Annotated in this window: 9 protein-coding genes; 2 read left to right on the top strand and 7 right to left on the bottom strand. The window is 69.3% G+C overall.

The genetic code is table 11. The features are described from left to right. Nucleotides 1–8: 8 nt before the first annotated feature. The 3 genes from Q7W82_RS10065 to Q7W82_RS10055 all read right to left on the bottom strand — a co-directional run bounded on the left by Q7W82_RS10065 (nucleotide 9) and on the right by Q7W82_RS10055 (nucleotide 8,220). Nucleotides 9–1,691: a methyl-accepting chemotaxis protein gene (locus Q7W82_RS10065; RefSeq protein WP_242156726.1), complete on the bottom strand. Its 1,683-nt coding sequence runs from the start codon at nucleotides 1,689–1,691 to the stop codon at nucleotides 9–11. Nucleotides 1,692–1,773: 82 nt separating this feature from the next. Beyond that, entirely contained in the window at nucleotides 1,774–3,438 is a 1,665-nt protein-coding gene (locus tag Q7W82_RS10060) for a methyl-accepting chemotaxis protein (protein ID WP_242156725.1), read from the bottom strand. Between the two features lie 438 nt (nucleotides 3,439–3,876). Continuing rightward, a complete protein-coding gene (locus Q7W82_RS10055) occupies nucleotides 3,877–8,220 on the bottom strand; it encodes a DEAD/DEAH box helicase (RefSeq protein ID WP_242156724.1) in 4,344 nt (1,447 codons plus the stop codon). Nucleotides 8,221–8,753: 533 nt separating this feature from the next. Between Q7W82_RS10055 and Q7W82_RS10050 the strand changes: the two genes are divergently transcribed. Beyond that, nucleotides 8,754–9,080, top strand: coding sequence for a DUF3175 domain-containing protein (locus Q7W82_RS10050; RefSeq protein WP_242156723.1), 327 nt, complete (start codon nucleotides 8,754–8,756; stop codon nucleotides 9,078–9,080). 101 nt (nucleotides 9,081–9,181) lie between these two features. Then, complete coding sequence (locus Q7W82_RS10045) at nucleotides 9,182–10,525, top strand: EAL domain-containing protein (protein ID WP_242156722.1); 1,344 nt, start codon at nucleotides 9,182–9,184, stop codon at nucleotides 10,523–10,525. Nucleotides 10,526–10,804: 279 nt separating this feature from the next. Here Q7W82_RS10045 and pnp read toward each other — a convergent pair whose 3' ends face one another. The 4 genes from pnp to rbfA all read right to left on the bottom strand — a co-directional run bounded on the left by pnp (nucleotide 10,805) and on the right by rbfA (nucleotide 15,097). Beyond that, nucleotides 10,805–12,913, bottom strand: coding sequence for a polyribonucleotide nucleotidyltransferase (pnp, locus tag Q7W82_RS10040; protein ID WP_242081273.1), 2,109 nt, complete (start codon nucleotides 12,911–12,913; stop codon nucleotides 10,805–10,807). Nucleotides 12,914–13,077: 164 nt separating this feature from the next. After that, nucleotides 13,078–13,338, bottom strand: coding sequence for a 30S ribosomal protein S15 (rpsO, locus tag Q7W82_RS10035; RefSeq protein ID WP_019797620.1), 261 nt, complete (start codon nucleotides 13,336–13,338; stop codon nucleotides 13,078–13,080). A gap of 203 nt (nucleotides 13,339–13,541) precedes the next feature. Beyond that, complete coding sequence (gene truB, locus Q7W82_RS10030) at nucleotides 13,542–14,468, bottom strand: tRNA pseudouridine(55) synthase TruB (RefSeq protein WP_242156721.1); 927 nt, start codon at nucleotides 14,466–14,468, stop codon at nucleotides 13,542–13,544. 215 nt (nucleotides 14,469–14,683) lie between these two features. Continuing rightward, entirely contained in the window at nucleotides 14,684–15,097 is a 414-nt protein-coding gene (gene rbfA, locus Q7W82_RS10025; protein WP_242156719.1) for a 30S ribosome-binding factor RbfA, read from the bottom strand. Between the last annotated feature and the right edge of the window lie 60 nt (nucleotides 15,098–15,157).

The raw sequence follows: 15,157 nt of genomic DNA, 5'->3' as shown, positions 1-15,157 counted from the left end.
CTTCCCCTTCAGAAGTTGACGAACTGGCCTTCGTCCGGCGCATCCGCCAGCGCGTAGGCCGGAACCTGGCGTGCCCGCGGGCGCAGGCCCTTGCCGGCGCTGCGCACGGGCCGCGTGGCCGCCGGCCTGGGCGCCACCGGTACGGCACGGCGTGGCGCGCCCAGTTCCTGTTCGCGGTTGAGGCGGAAGAAGCCCATCGCCTGCTGCAACGATTCGGCCTGGGTGCTCATCTGCTCGGCGGTGGCCGCCAGTTGCTCGGAGGCCGCCGCGTTCTGCTGCGTGGCCTGGCTGAGCTGGGCCACCGCCAGGTTGATCTGGGTGACGCCGGAGGACTGCTCCTGCGAGGCCGAGGCGATCTCCTGCACCAGATCCGAGGTCTTCTTGATGCTGGGCACGATGGTGCCGAGCAGGTTGCCGGCGCGATCGGCCAGGCCCACGCTGCTGGCGGCGACCTCGCCGATCTCCTGCGCCGCCACCTGGCTGCGCTCGGCCAGCTTGCGCACTTCCGCCGCCACCACGGCGAAGCCCTTGCCGTGTTCGCCGGCACGCGCGGCCTCGATCGCCGCGTTCAGCGCCAACAGGTTGGTCTGGTAGGCGATGTCGTCGATGATGCCGATCTTCTGCGCGATCTGCTTCATCGCGTGGGTCGAAGCCAGCACCGCTTCGCCGCCCTCCACCGCTTCCTTGGCCGCCTGCGCCGACATGCCTTCGGTGACCTTGGCGTTGTCGGTGTTCTGCGCGATGGACGCGGTCATCTGCTCCAGCGAGGCGCTGGTCTCCTCCACGCCGGAGGCCTGCTCGGTGGCGGCCTGGCTCAGCGACTGCGCGGTAGCGCTGACTTCCTCGGAGGAGCCGGCCAGCGACTGCGCGCTGGCGTTGACCTCGCCCACCACTTCCGCCAGCCGCTCGACCATGGCCTGCAGCGCCACCATCGCGCTGGTGCTGTCGTTGGGACGGGTCGGCACCTGCACGGTGAGATCGCCACGCGCGATCCGCGAAGCGACTTCCATCACCGTGCTCGGCTCGCCGCCGAGTTCACTCATCAGCGAACGCGCGATCAGGAACCCGATCACCGAGGCGCACAGCGCCGCGACCAGGCTGCCGACGATCAGGGTGAGGTTGGTGCGCTGCTGCAGTTGCTCGGCCTCGGCGGCGCGCACCGCCAGCAAGTCGCTCTCGGCGCGGCGCACTTCGGCCATGCGGTCGCGCATCGCATCCATGTAGGCCTTGCCCTTGGAGGCGCGCACCGACGCGGCCAGCGCTTCCATCGTCGCCTGGCCCTCGTTGACGTTCTTGCGCAGCGCGATCTGCGGATGCACCGCCTGGCTGAGCCATTGCGCCTGGGTCTGCTTCAGCGCGTTCAGGCGCTCCTGCTGCTTGGGATTGTCCGCGGTCAGCTCCTGCGCCGTGCGCAGGTGGCTGTCGAAGCTGGCGACGCCGTCGCGGTAGGGCTGCAGGAAGGTGTCCTCGCCGGTCAGCGAGAAGCCGCGGGTACCGGTCTCGATGTTGATCAGGCTGCTGAGCGCGGCATCGACTTCGGCGATCACCTTGTAGGTGTGGGTGTTCCAGTAATTGGCCTGCGACAACGCGGACACGTTGAAGTAGGCCACCCCGGCCAGGGCCAGCAGGATGCACAGGACCACGGCGAAGCCGCCGTAGAGTTTGGTTGCGACTTTGAGATTCTTCAGCACGGCACTCTCCCGACAATGGGGCAGTTGTGACAACGACAGCGACACGGAACTGGCGGCGCCACCGGCGCCGCCAGGGAATGGATCAGGCGTGGCCCAGCAGCGCTTCGCTGCGGTCGCGATTGCCTGCGCCGGGGCGGCGCGCGGCCGCGGATGGCGCACGCGCCGACCAGCGCGCGCCGGCCGCACGCAGCGGCGCCGCCTCGCTTTCATCCAGCACGTGCGTGGCGCGGCGCGTGGCAGCGGACAGCTGGAAGAAGGCCATGCTCTCCTGCAACTGCACGGCCTGCGTGCTCATCGATTCGGCGGTGGCCGCCAGCTCTTCGGAGGCGGTGGCGTTCTGCTGGGTGATCTGGCTCAGCTGCACCACCGCCGCATTGATCTGGTTGACGCCAGAGGACTGCTCCTGCGAGGCGGCGGTGATCTCCTGCACCAGGTCCGAGGTCTTCTTGATGCTGGGCACGATGGTTTCCAGCAGTTGTCCGGCGCGTTCGGCCAGTTCCACGCTGGAACCGGCGACCTCGCCGATCTCCTGCGCGGCCACCTGGCTGCGCTCGGCCAGCTTGCGCACTTCCGCGGCCACCACCGCGAAGCCCTTGCCATGCTCGCCGGCACGCGCGGCCTCGATCGCCGCGTTCAAGGCCAGCAGGTTGGTCTGGTAGGCGATGTCGTCGATGATGCCGATCTTGTGCGCGATCTGCTTCATCGCCGCCACCGTGGCCACCACCGCCTCGCCGCCTTCCAGGGTCTCGCGGGCCGCCTGCGCGGCCATGCCGTCGGTGATCTTGGCGTTGTCGGTGTTCTGCGCGATGGACGCGGTCATCTGCTCCAGCGACGCGCTGGTCTCCTCCACGCCGGCGGCCTGCTCAGTCGAGGCCTGGCTCAACGACTGCGCGGTGGCGCTGACTTCTTCCGAGGCGCCGGCCAGGCTCTGCGCACTGGCGTTGACCTCGCCGACCACCTGCTGCAGCTTCGCGACCATGCGCTGCATCGCCAACAGCAACTGCGCGGTCTCGTCGCGGCCGCGCACGTCGATGGACATGCTCAGGTCGCCCTCGGACAGCGCGTTGGCCACGCTGACCGCCTTGCCGATCGGCCGGGTCACGCTGCGGCTGATGAACACGCCCAGGCCCACGCCGAGCAGCACGCCGCCGATCACGATGGCGAGCATGGTGCGGGTGCTGCTGGCGTAGATCTCGTCGGTGGCGTCGTTGGCCTTGGACGCATTCGCTTCCTTGATCTCGCTCAGCTCGGACATCAGCGCATCCAGTTCGTCGGAGCTGCTGCGTACGCTCTTGGACAGTGCGGCCAGCTGCGGATTGCCTTCCGGCAGCGGCTCGCGCATCACCGAGTCGACGAACTGGCCGCGCCGCTCCAGGTAGGTCTTCCACACCTGGTCGAAGCGGGCCAGCTTGGCCAGCGTGTCCGGGTCGTCGAACGAGGCCCTGGCCTTGTCCATGTGCTCGACCACCTTGGTGGTGTACTTGTCGAGGCTGGCGACGTGCTTGGCACGGTCTTCCGCCGTGCTGGCCAACTGCAGGTTGGCGCGCGAACGGCCGGCGTTGATCAGGTTGATGTTGGCCTCTTTCAGGTGCGACAGGCCGAGCAACTCGCGTTCGTACAGCACCGTGGCGTAGTCGTTGATGCGGCCCGAGTTGCGGATGCCGACCCAGCCGATGCAGGCGCCGATCGCCGCCACGATCAGAAACGCCGCCGTCAGCCTGACCCCGATTTTCATATTGCCCAACATGGTGTGTACCCCGATTTGTGTGTGTCCGCTTGCGCCGGGCGATGCATCCGGCTGCGTTTCGCGGCGCCTCGCGGAGCAGTCCCGCTCGCCAGGTCGCGAGGGGGAACGCTGCGCTACAACGTCATGCGTGAGGGCTATCGGCGCAATTGAGGGCGCCTTTAAATCGCGTGAAAACTGCAGAATCCTGCATATCGCGGCCGCTGCCGCAGCGCTGCATGAATGCGCAACAGGCATTGCGCCGCAGTACTTGGCGGGTGTGAAGAAGCGCTCCGGGCGCCTGCGGCGCGGATGCCGCAGTTGTTCTGCAAGGGCAGATGCCCCCGGTTTTGCGCCGAGGACGAAGTGGGATACCAACCCCTTTAATTTGTAGACAGAATGTGAAAGCAGCGCCGATATACCGCAAACGCACTGAGCGGGCGCGGGCAAGGCGCAGCGCCTTCACACCATCGGCAGTGCCACGACCGTTCGCCGTTCCGCCGCACTGCCACCGCGCAACAGCCGTTGCGCGCGCGCATGCGCTTCGGCATCCATGTCCTGCAGCGCTTCGAAGCGCTCGCCGACCCAGCTCGCCATCGGCACGCCGTCCCGGTACAGCACGCGCGCGCCCGCCACCCGCGGCACGCGCGCGCCGGGCAACACGCTGCCGAGCAGGTTGGCCGGATCGGCGGCGGCCACGCACACCCAGCTGCCGTCGCCGGGCTGGCGGCGCACGTGCCGCAGCAGGCCGATCGCCTCCGGCAGGGCGAACTGTTCGCCGGACAGGCCATCGATGAAGCGCCCACCGCGGATCTCGCCGCGCGCCTCCAGGCGCTGGTAGACCCGCAGCAGCTCGCGCCACGGCGGCAGCCAGACCGCCTCGCGCTCGAGCAGGCGCCAGCAGACCACGCCGTAGCGGCGCAGCAAGGTGCGCGCGACGTGCTCGACCGCCTCGCTGCGCGCGGCCGGGTCGTCGGCCTCGACACCGGTGCGCAGTACCGCCCAGCGCCCGGCATCCTGGATGCCGCCGTACAGCGCCATGCGCGGCCGGCGCCGCGACAGCGCCGAGGGCCGCTTCGATGTCGGCACCAGCAAGGCGCGCAGGCCGGCATAGCTGTCGCAATGGACCCGGCCGGCGGCGACCAGTTCGGCCAGTGCCGCCTCCAACTCGGTGGACAGCAGGCGCGTGGCCTCGGCGATCTCGTCGAAGAACGAGGCGCCGTGCGCCTCGAGATGGTCGGCGACCTTGCGCGCGCGCGACCCCAGCGCGCCGGCCTCCGGCGCTGGCGACAGCCGCGACCACTGTCCGGCGCTGCGCCGCGGCAGCAGCAGGATCGGCGTGCTGCGCAGCGTCGGCGCAGCGCCGCCGGCGCCGGGGCGCAACCGCGTCCACAGCGTACGGCCGGCGCTGCAGGCCTCATCCAGCCATGCCGGGCGGTAGTCGCGCACCCGTGCCGGCAGCAGTTCCGCCTCCCACAGCGGCGCCGCGGCCTCCACGCCCTCCAGTTGCGCCAGCACCGTGGCCAGCGCCTCGGCGCCCTCCACCTGGCCCTGCGCATCCAGGTGCTGCCAGCGGAACAGGAAGCGCGCGTAGTCGCGCGGCGCCACCGGCTCGATCTCGCGACGCAGGCGGCCGAGGGTGTAGCGATGGATGCGCGCCAGCAGGTGCCGCTCGCACCACTCCTCGGCAGCGGCGTCGGCGCTGAAGCGCCCGCCCAGCACATAGCCGTCCTGCTGCAGCGCCAGCAACCCGGCCTGCACCTCGCGCAGCGGCAGGTGCAGCGGCGCCGCCAGCGCCTCGGCGGTGACCGGCCCCAGCCCGGCCAGGCGCCAGCGCAGCAACTCGCGCAATGCGCTGTCGCGCTCCCACTCGGCGACCGCGTAGCCCTCGGGCACGGCGATGACCGGTCGCGCGCCGGCCTGCGGATACAGCGGCGCCACCGCCGCCAGCGCCTCGGCGGCCACCCACAACGCCGCCGCACCGCCATCCACGCCATGCAGGCAGGTGGCACGCGCGTCTTCCGCCAGTTCACCCAACCACTGCTGCCACTGCGGCTGCGCGGCGGCCTCGTCCATGCTCACCACGCCGAGCGTGAGCAGCGCCTCGTGCATCTCGTCGCGGCTGCGCGGCTGCGGCCAGGCCTCCTCGCGCACCGCGGCGATCGCCTGCGGATCCAACTGGCCGAGATCGTCGGCATTGTCCGGGTCCTGGTAGCGGCGACTGTGCACGGCCTGGGTCCGCCGCTCCTCCAGCGGGGCGTCGTCGAGGAAGGCATAGGGCCGCGCATCCAGGGCCTCGGCCGCCAGCGGCGACGGCGCGGTCAGTTCGCGCGCCAGTACGCGCACGTCGCCGGCCTCGAGGCGGTGCAGCAGCTGCAGCCAGCCGGCGCTGTCCATCGCCTCGTCCAGGCAGTCGCGCAGGGTCTGCGCCACCAGCGGATGCTCGGGAATCTCGCGCTCGCCGACCAGGTTCTCCGCGCAGGCCACCTGATCGGGGAAGACCGTGGCCAGCAGATCCTCGGACTTCATCCGCTGCAATTGCGGCGCGACCTTGCGCCCGCCGGTGAAGCGCGGCAGCGCCAGCGCGTTGGTGGCATTCCAGCGCCAGCGTACGCCGAACAGCGGCGCGTCCAGCAGGGCCTGCACCAGCACGTCCAGCGCCGAGGCGGCGCGCAGGTAGCGCGCCACCTCGTCCAGGGCGAAGCTGTGCCGGGTCGACAGCGACAGCACGATCGCATCCTCGGTCGCCGCCGCCTGCAACTCGAAATTGAAGGTGCGGCAGAAGCGCTTGCGCAGGGCCAGGCCCCAGGCACGGTTGATGCGGCTACCGTAGACGCTGTGGATCACCAACTGGGTGCCGCCGGTGGCGTCGAAGAAACGCTCCAGCACGATGCACTGCTGGGTCGGCAAGGCGCCCAGCGCCGCATGCGCGCGGCCGAGGTAGTCGACGATCTGCTGCGCGGCAGCCGCATCCAGCGCCAGCGGGCCGCACAGCCACTGCAGCGCCTGTGCCGCCCCACCCTGCGCCAGCGCCTGCTCGACCTCGGCCCGCAGCCGCGACACGCCCAGCGACAGCGCGTCGCTGCGCCCGGGCGCTTCGCCGATCCAGAACGGGATATTGGGTGGCGCACCGCGCGCATCCTCCACCCGCACCCGCCCGGCTTCCACGCGCAGGATGCGGTAGCTGGCGTTGCCGAGCTGGAACACGTCGCCGCCCAGGCTTTCCACCGCGAAATCCTCGTTGACCGTGCCGATGGTCTGCGCCTGCGGCTCCAGCACCACGCTGTAGTCGCCGGTCTCGGGGATGGTGCCGCCAGAGGTGAGCGCCGCCATCCGCGCGCCGCGGCGCTGGCGTACGCGGCGATGCACCGCATCGCGATGCAGGTAGCCGGCGCGCGGCCCCAGTCGCGTGCTGAAGCCTTCGCTGAGCATGCGCAGCACCGCGTCAAACTGCGCGCGCGGCAACGCCGCATACGGCCAGGCGCCACGCACCAGCGCATACAGCGCGTCTTCCTCCCACTCCTGGCAGGCCACCTCGGCGACGAGCTGCTGGGCGAGCACGTCCAACGGCGCATCGAGCATGCGCAGCGCATCCAGTTCGCCGCGGCGTACGCAATCCAGCAACGCCGCGCACTCGACCAGGTCGTCGCGCGACTGCGGGAACAGCCGCGCCTTCGGCGTGCCGCCCACCGCATGCCCGGAGCGACCGGCGCGCTGCAGGAACGCGGCGATCGACCGCGGCGAGCCGAGCTGGCAGACCAGGTCGACGTCGCCGATGTCCAGGCCCAGTTCCAGCGACGCGGTGGCTACCAGCACCTGCAGTTCGCCGGCCTTGAGCCGGCGCTCGGCGAGCAGCCGGGTCTCGCGCGCCAGACTGCCGTGATGCGCCGCCACCGCCTGCGCGCCGAGCAGTTCGCCCAGGTGGCGGGCGGTGCGTTCGGCCATGCGCCGGGTGTTGACGAACACCAGGGTGGTGCGGTGCGCGCGCACCAGTTCGGCCAGACGCGTGTACGCCTGCTGCCACTGATCGGCGGACATGGTCACGCTGAGCGGTGTCGGCGGCACCTCCAGCGCCAGGTCGCGGGCGCGCGCATAGCCGATGTCGACGATGGCGCAGTCCGCCTGGTCGTCGTGCACCGCCGCGCTGCCGACCAGGAACCGCGCGACCGCATCGATCGGCTTCTGCGTCGCCGACAGGCCGATGCGCAGCGGCGGCACCTCGCACAGATGCTGCAGCCGCTGCAGCGACAGCGCCAGATGGCTGCCGCGCTTGTTCGCCGCCAGCGCATGGATCTCGTCGACGATCACCGTGCGCACATGGCGCAGCGTCTCGCGCCCGGACACCGAGCCGAGCAGCACGTACAGCGACTCCGGCGTGGTCACCAGCACGTGCGGCGGACGCCGCCGCGCCTGCGCGCGCTCGCGCTGTGGGGTGTCGCCGGTGCGCACCGCGGTGCGGATCTGCACATCCGGCAGGCCCAGCGCCGCCAGCTCGGCGCGGATGCCCTGCAGCGGCGCTTCGAGATTGAGCTGGATATCGTTTGAAAGCGCTTTCAGTGGCGACACGTACAGTACCTGGGTGCGGTCCTGCAGGCCGCCGTCGCGCAGGCCTTCACGCACCAGCGCATCCAGCGCGGCGAGGAACGCGGTGAGGGTCTTGCCGGAGCCGGTCGGCGCGGCAACCAAGGTGTGCCGTCCGGCCTGGATCGCCGGCCACGCCGCCGCCTGCGCCGGCGTGGGCGCAGCGAAACGCTGTTCGAACCAGCGTGCAACGGCGGGATGAAAGCGCGTGTGCGCCAACGACATGCGATCTCCTGTACCGCCGAGGTGCGGCGCGCAGCGATGCCACGTTTTGCGCATTGTCCACGCGACTGTCTCGCGTCATCGCCTCGCCAATGAAAATGGTGACGTTATCCAGGCGATCAAGCACATTCACACGGGAGCGCTGTTTTTAGGGAGTTTTCCATTAAGCGTTCATCGAACGACATAATGTCTACCACTCGCTCCGCATCACGCGGTTATGTTGTCGACGACATCACGTATCCCGGCCTAGCGTTTGCGCAAACGCACAAGCTTTATTTCTGGGAACGGAATGCGGCACGGCAACACCAGCGAACACCGGTATCGCCCATCAACCGCGCACGGGACGCTCCACGTCCCACGCGCGATCGCGGCGGCGCGCGTTCGCGTCGCCCCCGCCTCCGTCTCCCTTCGATGTCGAACTGCCGTCGCCTGTTGGCGTGCGGTAGCGATGGCGGCGGCATCCGCCATCGGGTCCTGCATTGCCGGACTGCGCATGCGTTTCACCTCTCCACCGCCATCGCCAAGGAGCATCACCAATGGCACAGAGCAGCCCGTACCTCTCCAACAACGACCTGAGCCAGCGCCGCGCCAGCGACGCGCCACAGTCGCTTGGCGTCGCGCCGAACGTGTTCGAAGGCAACGACCCGACCGCGATCGCGCGCGCACTCAAGCAATCGGCCGACCTGCACGCACGCCGCCGCACCGGTCCGTATCGTTCGGCCATGTCGATGCTGACCTTCTACATCAATCGCGCCGGCGATCAGTTGCCGGCGCAACGCCGACAGATCCTCGAGCAGGCCAAGGACGAGTTGCGCAGCCTGTACGGCAAACCGCGCAAGGGCGACGCCAGCGACAGAGCGTAAGCGGTCGCGCAGCGTGATGGAGCGATCAGTTCCGCACGCTGCCCGGGCCTGGCGCACGCCGCCCGTTGCCGTCCTCCGACTTAGTGCCACATGATGCGGACATGGCCAAGGCATCCGGCATTTCGGACCTCATCCAGCACGCTGCCGCCGCGACGCAAGACGACGCGGCGCTGCTGTCGCGCATCATCCTGGCACAGGGCGAGATCGCCGCGGCCGGCGGCGATCCGCTGCAGGTGGTCGACGTGGTCACCCGCCGCGCGCAGGAGCTGACCCGCTCCAACGGCGCGGTGGTGGAGATGTGCGACGGCAAGGACATGCTGTACTGGTCGGCCAGCGGCGTCGCCGAACGCCACCTCGGCCTGCGCCTGCCCAGCAATGGCAGCCTGTCCGGCCTGTGCATGCGCAGCGGCCAGGTGTTGCGCTGCGACGATTCGGAAATCGACCCACGGGTCGACCGCGAGGCCTGCCGGCGCATCGGCCTGCGCTCGATGCTGGTGGTGCCGCTGCGCTACGGCGACCGCAGCATCGGCGTGCTCAAGGTGCTGGCGCCGCAACCCGATGCCTACAGCGCGCAGGACGTGCGCACGCTGGAACTGCTGGCGACGCTTGTCGGGGCGACGCTGGCGCTGGCGATGGACCGCGCGGCGCTGCAGACCGACATCGCGCGCCGCCAGGACGTGGAGAAACACGCGTTCCGCGAGAAGGCGGCGATCGCCACCCGCATCCGCGAAACCATCGCCGATGGGCGCCTGCAGATCGTGACCCAGCCGGTGCTGGCACTGGCATCGCAGCGCATCGTCGGCGTGGAAGCGCTGTCGCGCTTCCCAGCCAATCCGGCGCTGCCGCCGCTGCGCTGGTTCGACGATGCGAGCCGGGTCGGGCTGGCGCTGGAGCTGGAACTGGCCGCCGCGCGCAAGGCGCTGGACCTGCTGGCGCAGTTGCCGGCACCGGTCTATCTGGCGATCAACGTGTCCGCGCAGACCCTGCTGCATCCGCAACTGCAGGCGCTGCTGCACGGCCACGACCTGTCGCGGATCGTGCTGGAGATCACCGAGCAACTGCAGGCGCCGGACTATCCGCGCCTGTCCGACCACATCGGCCTGCTGCAGCGGCAGGGCCTGCGCATCGCCCTGGACGATGCCGGCACCGGCTTCGCCAGCCTGCGCCACCTGCTGCACCTGGCGCCGGACATCATCAAGCTGGACCTGACCCTGACCCGCGGCATCGACGCTGAACCGCGCCGCCAGCGGCTGGCGATGGCGATCCTGTCCTTCGCCGCGGAAACCAATGCGGACGTGGTGGTCGAAGGCATCGAGACCGAGAGCGAACTGGCGACGCTGCAGGCGCTGGGCGCGCGCTACGGCCAGGGCTACCAGCTCGCCCATCCCGGGCCGCTGTCGGCGCACCTGGCGCGTTATCCGGCGATCGGCGACGGCATCAGCTGAGTCGCGCGCGATCGAGCGTTATGTCCCAGACACGCCCGCCACGAACATCGTGTGTAGGAGCGGCTTCAGCCGCGACCGGGCGCCAACGGTAATGCCCCGTCGCGGCTGATCCCAAAAAGGGAACAAGAGCCGCTCCTGCAGTGCCCCCGCCTCACCCCAGAACCCACACCGGCGTCGACAAGAACGCCACGCGCCAGACGCGGCACCTGCGCAAATGCAAGGCAAGAAAAAAGCGGGCCGAAGCCCGCTTTTTTTGGAACGGCAGTGGACGCCAGCGGCTTATTCGGCCGACACGCCCTCGCCTTCCTCGACGGCCTTCATCGACAGGCGGATACGGCCCTGCTTGTCGACTTCCAGCACCTTGACCTTGACCACGTCGCCTTCCTTCAGCTTGTCGCCGACCTTCTCCACGCGCTCGCTGGAGATCTGCGAGACGTGCACCAGGCCGTCCTTGCCCGGCAGGATGGTCACGAACGCGCCGAAGTCCATGATCTTGGCGACCTTGCCTTCGTAGATGCGGCCCGGCTCGACGTCCGAGGTGATCTGCTCGATGCGCGACTTGGCGGCCTGCGCCGCGATCGCGTTGACCGAGGCGATGACGATGGTGCCGTCGTCCTGGATGTCGATCTGGGTGCCGGTTTCCTTGGTGATCGCCTGGATGGTCGAACCGCCCTTGCCGATCACTTCGCGGATCTTGTCCGGGTGGATCTTGATGGTCAGCAGGCGCGGCGCGTAGTCGCTCAGCTCCGCACGCGGGCTGGTCAGCGCGCTGGCCATCTCGCCGAGGATGTGCAGGCGGCCGGCCTTGGCCTGGGCCAGGGCCTGCTTCATGATTTCCTCGGTGATGCCTTCGATCTTGATGTCCATCTGCAGCGCGGACACGCCCTCGGCGGTACCGGCGACCTTGAAGTCCATGTCGCCCAGGTGATCTTCATCGCCCAGGATGTCCGACAGCACCACGAAGTCATTGCCTTCCTTCACCAGGCCCATGGCGATACCGGCCACCGGCGCCTTCACCGGCACGCCGGCGTCCATCAGCGCCAGCGAGCTGCCGCACACCGAGGCCATCGACGAGGAACCGTTGGATTCGGTGATTTCCGACACCACGCGGATGGTGTACGGGAACTCTTCCATGGTCGGCATCACCGCCAGCACGCCGCGCTTGGCGAGGCGGCCGTGGCCGATCTCGCGACGCTTGGGCGCGCCGAAGCGGCCGCACTCGCCCACCGAGTAGGGGGGGAAGTTGTAGTGGAACAGGAAGTTTTCCTTGTACTCGCCGGAGACCGCGTCGATCACCTGGCCGTCGCGGGCGGTGCCCAGCGTGGTCACCACGATCGCCTGGGTCTCGCCGCGGGTGAACAGCGCCGAGCCGTGGGTGCGCGGCAGCACGCCGGCCTTCACGCTGATCGGGCGCACGGTGTCCAGCGCACGGCCGTCGATGCGCACCTTGGTGCTCAGCACCGAACCGCGCATGGTCTGGTATTCCAGCTCGCCGAACTCCTTGGCCAGGTCGGCAGCGACCCAGTTCTCGGCGGTGGCGCGCGGCGCCAGCTGCGCCAGCACGTCCTTCTTGATCGCGGCGATGGCATCGCGGCGCTGCAGCTTGTCGCGCACCTGGAAGGCGGCGGCCAGCTGATCGCCGACGGCTTCCTTCAGCGCGGCGATCATGGCCTCGTTCTTGGCCGGGGCGACCCACTCGGACGGCTTGGTGCCGGCTTCGACGGTCAGCTCGTTGATCGCGTTGATGACCTTCTGCATCTCGCGGTGGCCGAAGGTGACCGCGCCCAGCATCACTTCTTCGGACAGCAGTGCGGCTTCGGACTCGACCATCAGCACGGCGTTGGCGGTACCGGCGACGACCAGCTCCAGCTGCGATTCCTTCAGGTCCGACACGGTCGGGTTGAGGATGTACTCGCCGTTCTTGTAGCCGACCTTGGCGGCGCCGATCGGGCCCTTGAACGGGGTGCCGGCCAGCGACAGCGCGGCCGAGGCGCCGATCAGCGCGGCGATGTCGCCGTCGATGTCCGGGTTCATCGACATCACCGTGGCGATGATCTGCACTTCGTTCTTGTAATCCTCCGGGAACAGCGGACGGATCGGACGGTCGATCAGACGCGAAATCAGCGTCTCCTTCTCGGTCGCACGGCCCTCGCGCTTGAAGAAGCCACCGGGGATGCGGCCGCCGGCGTAGAACTTCTCCTGATAGTCGACCGTCAGCGGGAAGAAGTCCTGACCTTCGCGCGCGCTCTTGGCGGCGACGGCGGTGACCAGCAGTACGGTGTCGTCCATCTTGACGATGACGGCACCGCCGGCCTGGCGGGCGATCTCGCCGGTTTCGAGGGTGACGGTGTGCTTGCCGTACTGGAAGGTTTTGGTGATTTTTGCCACGGGGTTTCCTTGGATGATGCTGTCTGCAAATGGACCGCTGACGGCCCATGCCGCTGGCGGGTGGCCGGGAGGATCCGGCCGGTGACGCGGAGCGCTCCCCGGGTCACGGTACTACCCAAAACAAAACCGCGGCGCATCGCTGCGCCGCGGTGGGGTTCGTTGCCTCAGCGACGCAGGCCGAGCTTCTCGATCAGCGCCTTGTAGCGCTCGCCATCCTTCTTCTTCAGGTAGTCGAGCAGGCTGCGGCGGCGGTTGACCATCTGCAGCAGGCCGCGGCGGCTGTGGTGGTCCTTCTTGTGGGTCTTGAAGTGGCCGGTCAGCTGCTCGATGCGGGCGGTCAGCAGGGCGACCTGCACTTCCGGCGAACCGGTGTCGGCAGCGCCGCGCTTGTTTTCTTCGATGACTTTCTGGGTGTCGATGGACATGAGGTTTTCTCTGAGATGCGGGGCCGGCAGGAACGTGCGAAGGACGCACCGCCTGGCTCGCCGATTGCGAAGGATTGCGCCGGAGCGCAGCGTGCCGGAAAGGCCGCGAAATTGTACCGGCCCTGGCCCGGAGGAACAAGGCGTTAAGACAGCGTCATGACTGAACGACAGTCAGGTGGCGGCCGATGCGCCTGCCGTTGCGGTCACGGATTGAACATGCGCTGCGGCGCCAGCAGCCCGCTGGCATCGACCTGGCCCAGGCCCAGCGGCACCCCGTCGGCGTCGAACACCGCGGCCAGGCCGGGCGCCCAGGCCGGATCGCGCAGGCGCTGGCCCATGCGGAAACGCTGCGCCGCAGCATGCTCCAGGCGCACCGGCGGGAAATCGGCCAGGCCGGCGGCCAGCGGCAGCACCAACGCCTCCAACGCCGCCGGATCCTGCGCGGCCAGTTGCTGAAGATGCTCCAGAGTCACCATCTGCGGCGTGCGGAACGGCTCCACCCACAGCCGCCGCAGCGCGGCGATGTGCGCGCCGCAGCCCAGCGCCTCGCCCAGGTCGCGGGCCAGGCTGCGGATGTAGGTGCCGGACCCGCAGGCCACATGCAGGCGCAGGCGGTCGCCGGCATGGGCGAGCACGTCGATCGCATGCACCTCGACCTCGCGCTCCGGCGCCTCGATCGCCTCGCCGCGCCGCGCCTTGACGTACAGCGGCTCCCCGCCCTGCTTGAGCGCGGAGTAGATCGGCGCGCGCTGGCGGATGCGTCCGCGCAGCGGCGCCAGCGCCGCCTCCAGCGTCGTCGCGTCCAGCGGCGGCACCGGCCGGGTCCGCAGCACCGCGCCCTCGGCATCGTCGCTGTCGGTGGTGACGCCAAGCACCACCTCCGCCTCATAGGCCTTGGCCGACCCGAGCAACAGCCCGGCCAGCTTGGTCGCCTCGCCGAAGCACAGCGGCAGCAGCCCGGTGGCGAGCGGATCCAGGCTGCCGGTGTGGCCGCCCTTCTCGGCACGGAACAGCCGCCGCGCCGCCTGCAGCGCCGCGTTGGAACTCATGCCGATCGGCTTGTCGAGCAGCACGATGCCGTCGAGGCGACGGAAGACGATACGGGGCAGACGCGGGCCGAAGACGGGCATGGTGGGTCGGGATTGGGGATTGGAGAGTCGGAAATGGCGGATCCGGCCTCGGCATGGCGCAGGCGAACGGCACGGGCGGAAAGCGCAGGCACGCACGGGACAGCGGAAAACCGCACGAATCGAAGAACACCGTGATCGCGACTGCGAAACGGGCGCTCGCGTTCGGCGCCCGCACTCACACAATGCACGCCGACGCCGCGGCGTCGGCAGCGGACTCAGTCCTTGCGCGGCGCCGTTTCGTCGTCGGCGGCGGCATGACCGTCGTCGTCCCGATCCTGCTGCAGTTCCGGCATGTCGCGCAGCAGGTTGTCGATGCGCTCGCCGCGATCGACCGAATCGTCGTAATGGAAATGCAGTTCGGGGACGTGGCGCAGCTTCATCGCCCGCGCCAGTTCGCTGCGCAGCTGCGGCGCCAGTTCCTTCAGGCCCTTGACCGCCTCGGCCGAGCGTTCCTGCATCAGCGCGGTAACGAACACCTTGGCATGCGCCAGATCGCGGGTGACTTCGACGTCGGACACGCTGACCGAGGGCAAGCCGTGATCGCGCACGGCCGCATGCACGATCGTGCCGAGGTCGCGCCGGATCTGCGCGGACACGCGATCGGTACGGTGGAAAGATTTGGTGGGCATGACTGAAGCTCTCTCTTTTGGAAAGACGGGATCGGGAGAGACTCGCAGAAGCGATACGCA

This window comes from Xanthomonas indica (assembly GCF_040529045.1).
GTDB lineage: Bacteria > Pseudomonadota > Gammaproteobacteria > Xanthomonadales > Xanthomonadaceae > Xanthomonas_A > Xanthomonas_A indica.
This window is presented reverse-complemented; position numbering and strand designations above follow the sequence as displayed.

Bases quoted from the DNA above. Each gene is read 5' to 3' on its own strand.
- Q7W82_RS10060 (WP_242156725.1), bottom strand. From the start codon at position 3,438: ATGTTGGGCAATATGAAAATCGGGGTCAGGCTGACGGCGGCGTTTCTG.
- Q7W82_RS10055 (WP_242156724.1), bottom strand. From the start codon at position 8,220: ATGTCGTTGGCGCACACGCGCTTTCATCCCGCCGTTGCACGCTGGTTC.
- Q7W82_RS10050 (WP_242156723.1), top strand. From the start codon at position 8,754: ATGGCACAGAGCAGCCCGTACCTCTCCAACAACGACCTGAGCCAGCGC.
- Q7W82_RS10045 (WP_242156722.1), top strand. From the start codon at position 9,182: ATGGCCAAGGCATCCGGCATTTCGGACCTCATCCAGCACGCTGCCGCC.
- rpsO (WP_019797620.1), bottom strand. From the start codon at position 13,338: ATGTCCATCGACACCCAGAAAGTCATCGAAGAAAACAAGCGCGGCGCT.
- truB (WP_242156721.1), bottom strand. From the start codon at position 14,468: ATGCCCGTCTTCGGCCCGCGTCTGCCCCGTATCGTCTTCCGTCGCCTC.
- rbfA (WP_242156719.1), bottom strand. From the start codon at position 15,097: ATGCCCACCAAATCTTTCCACCGTACCGATCGCGTGTCCGCGCAGATC.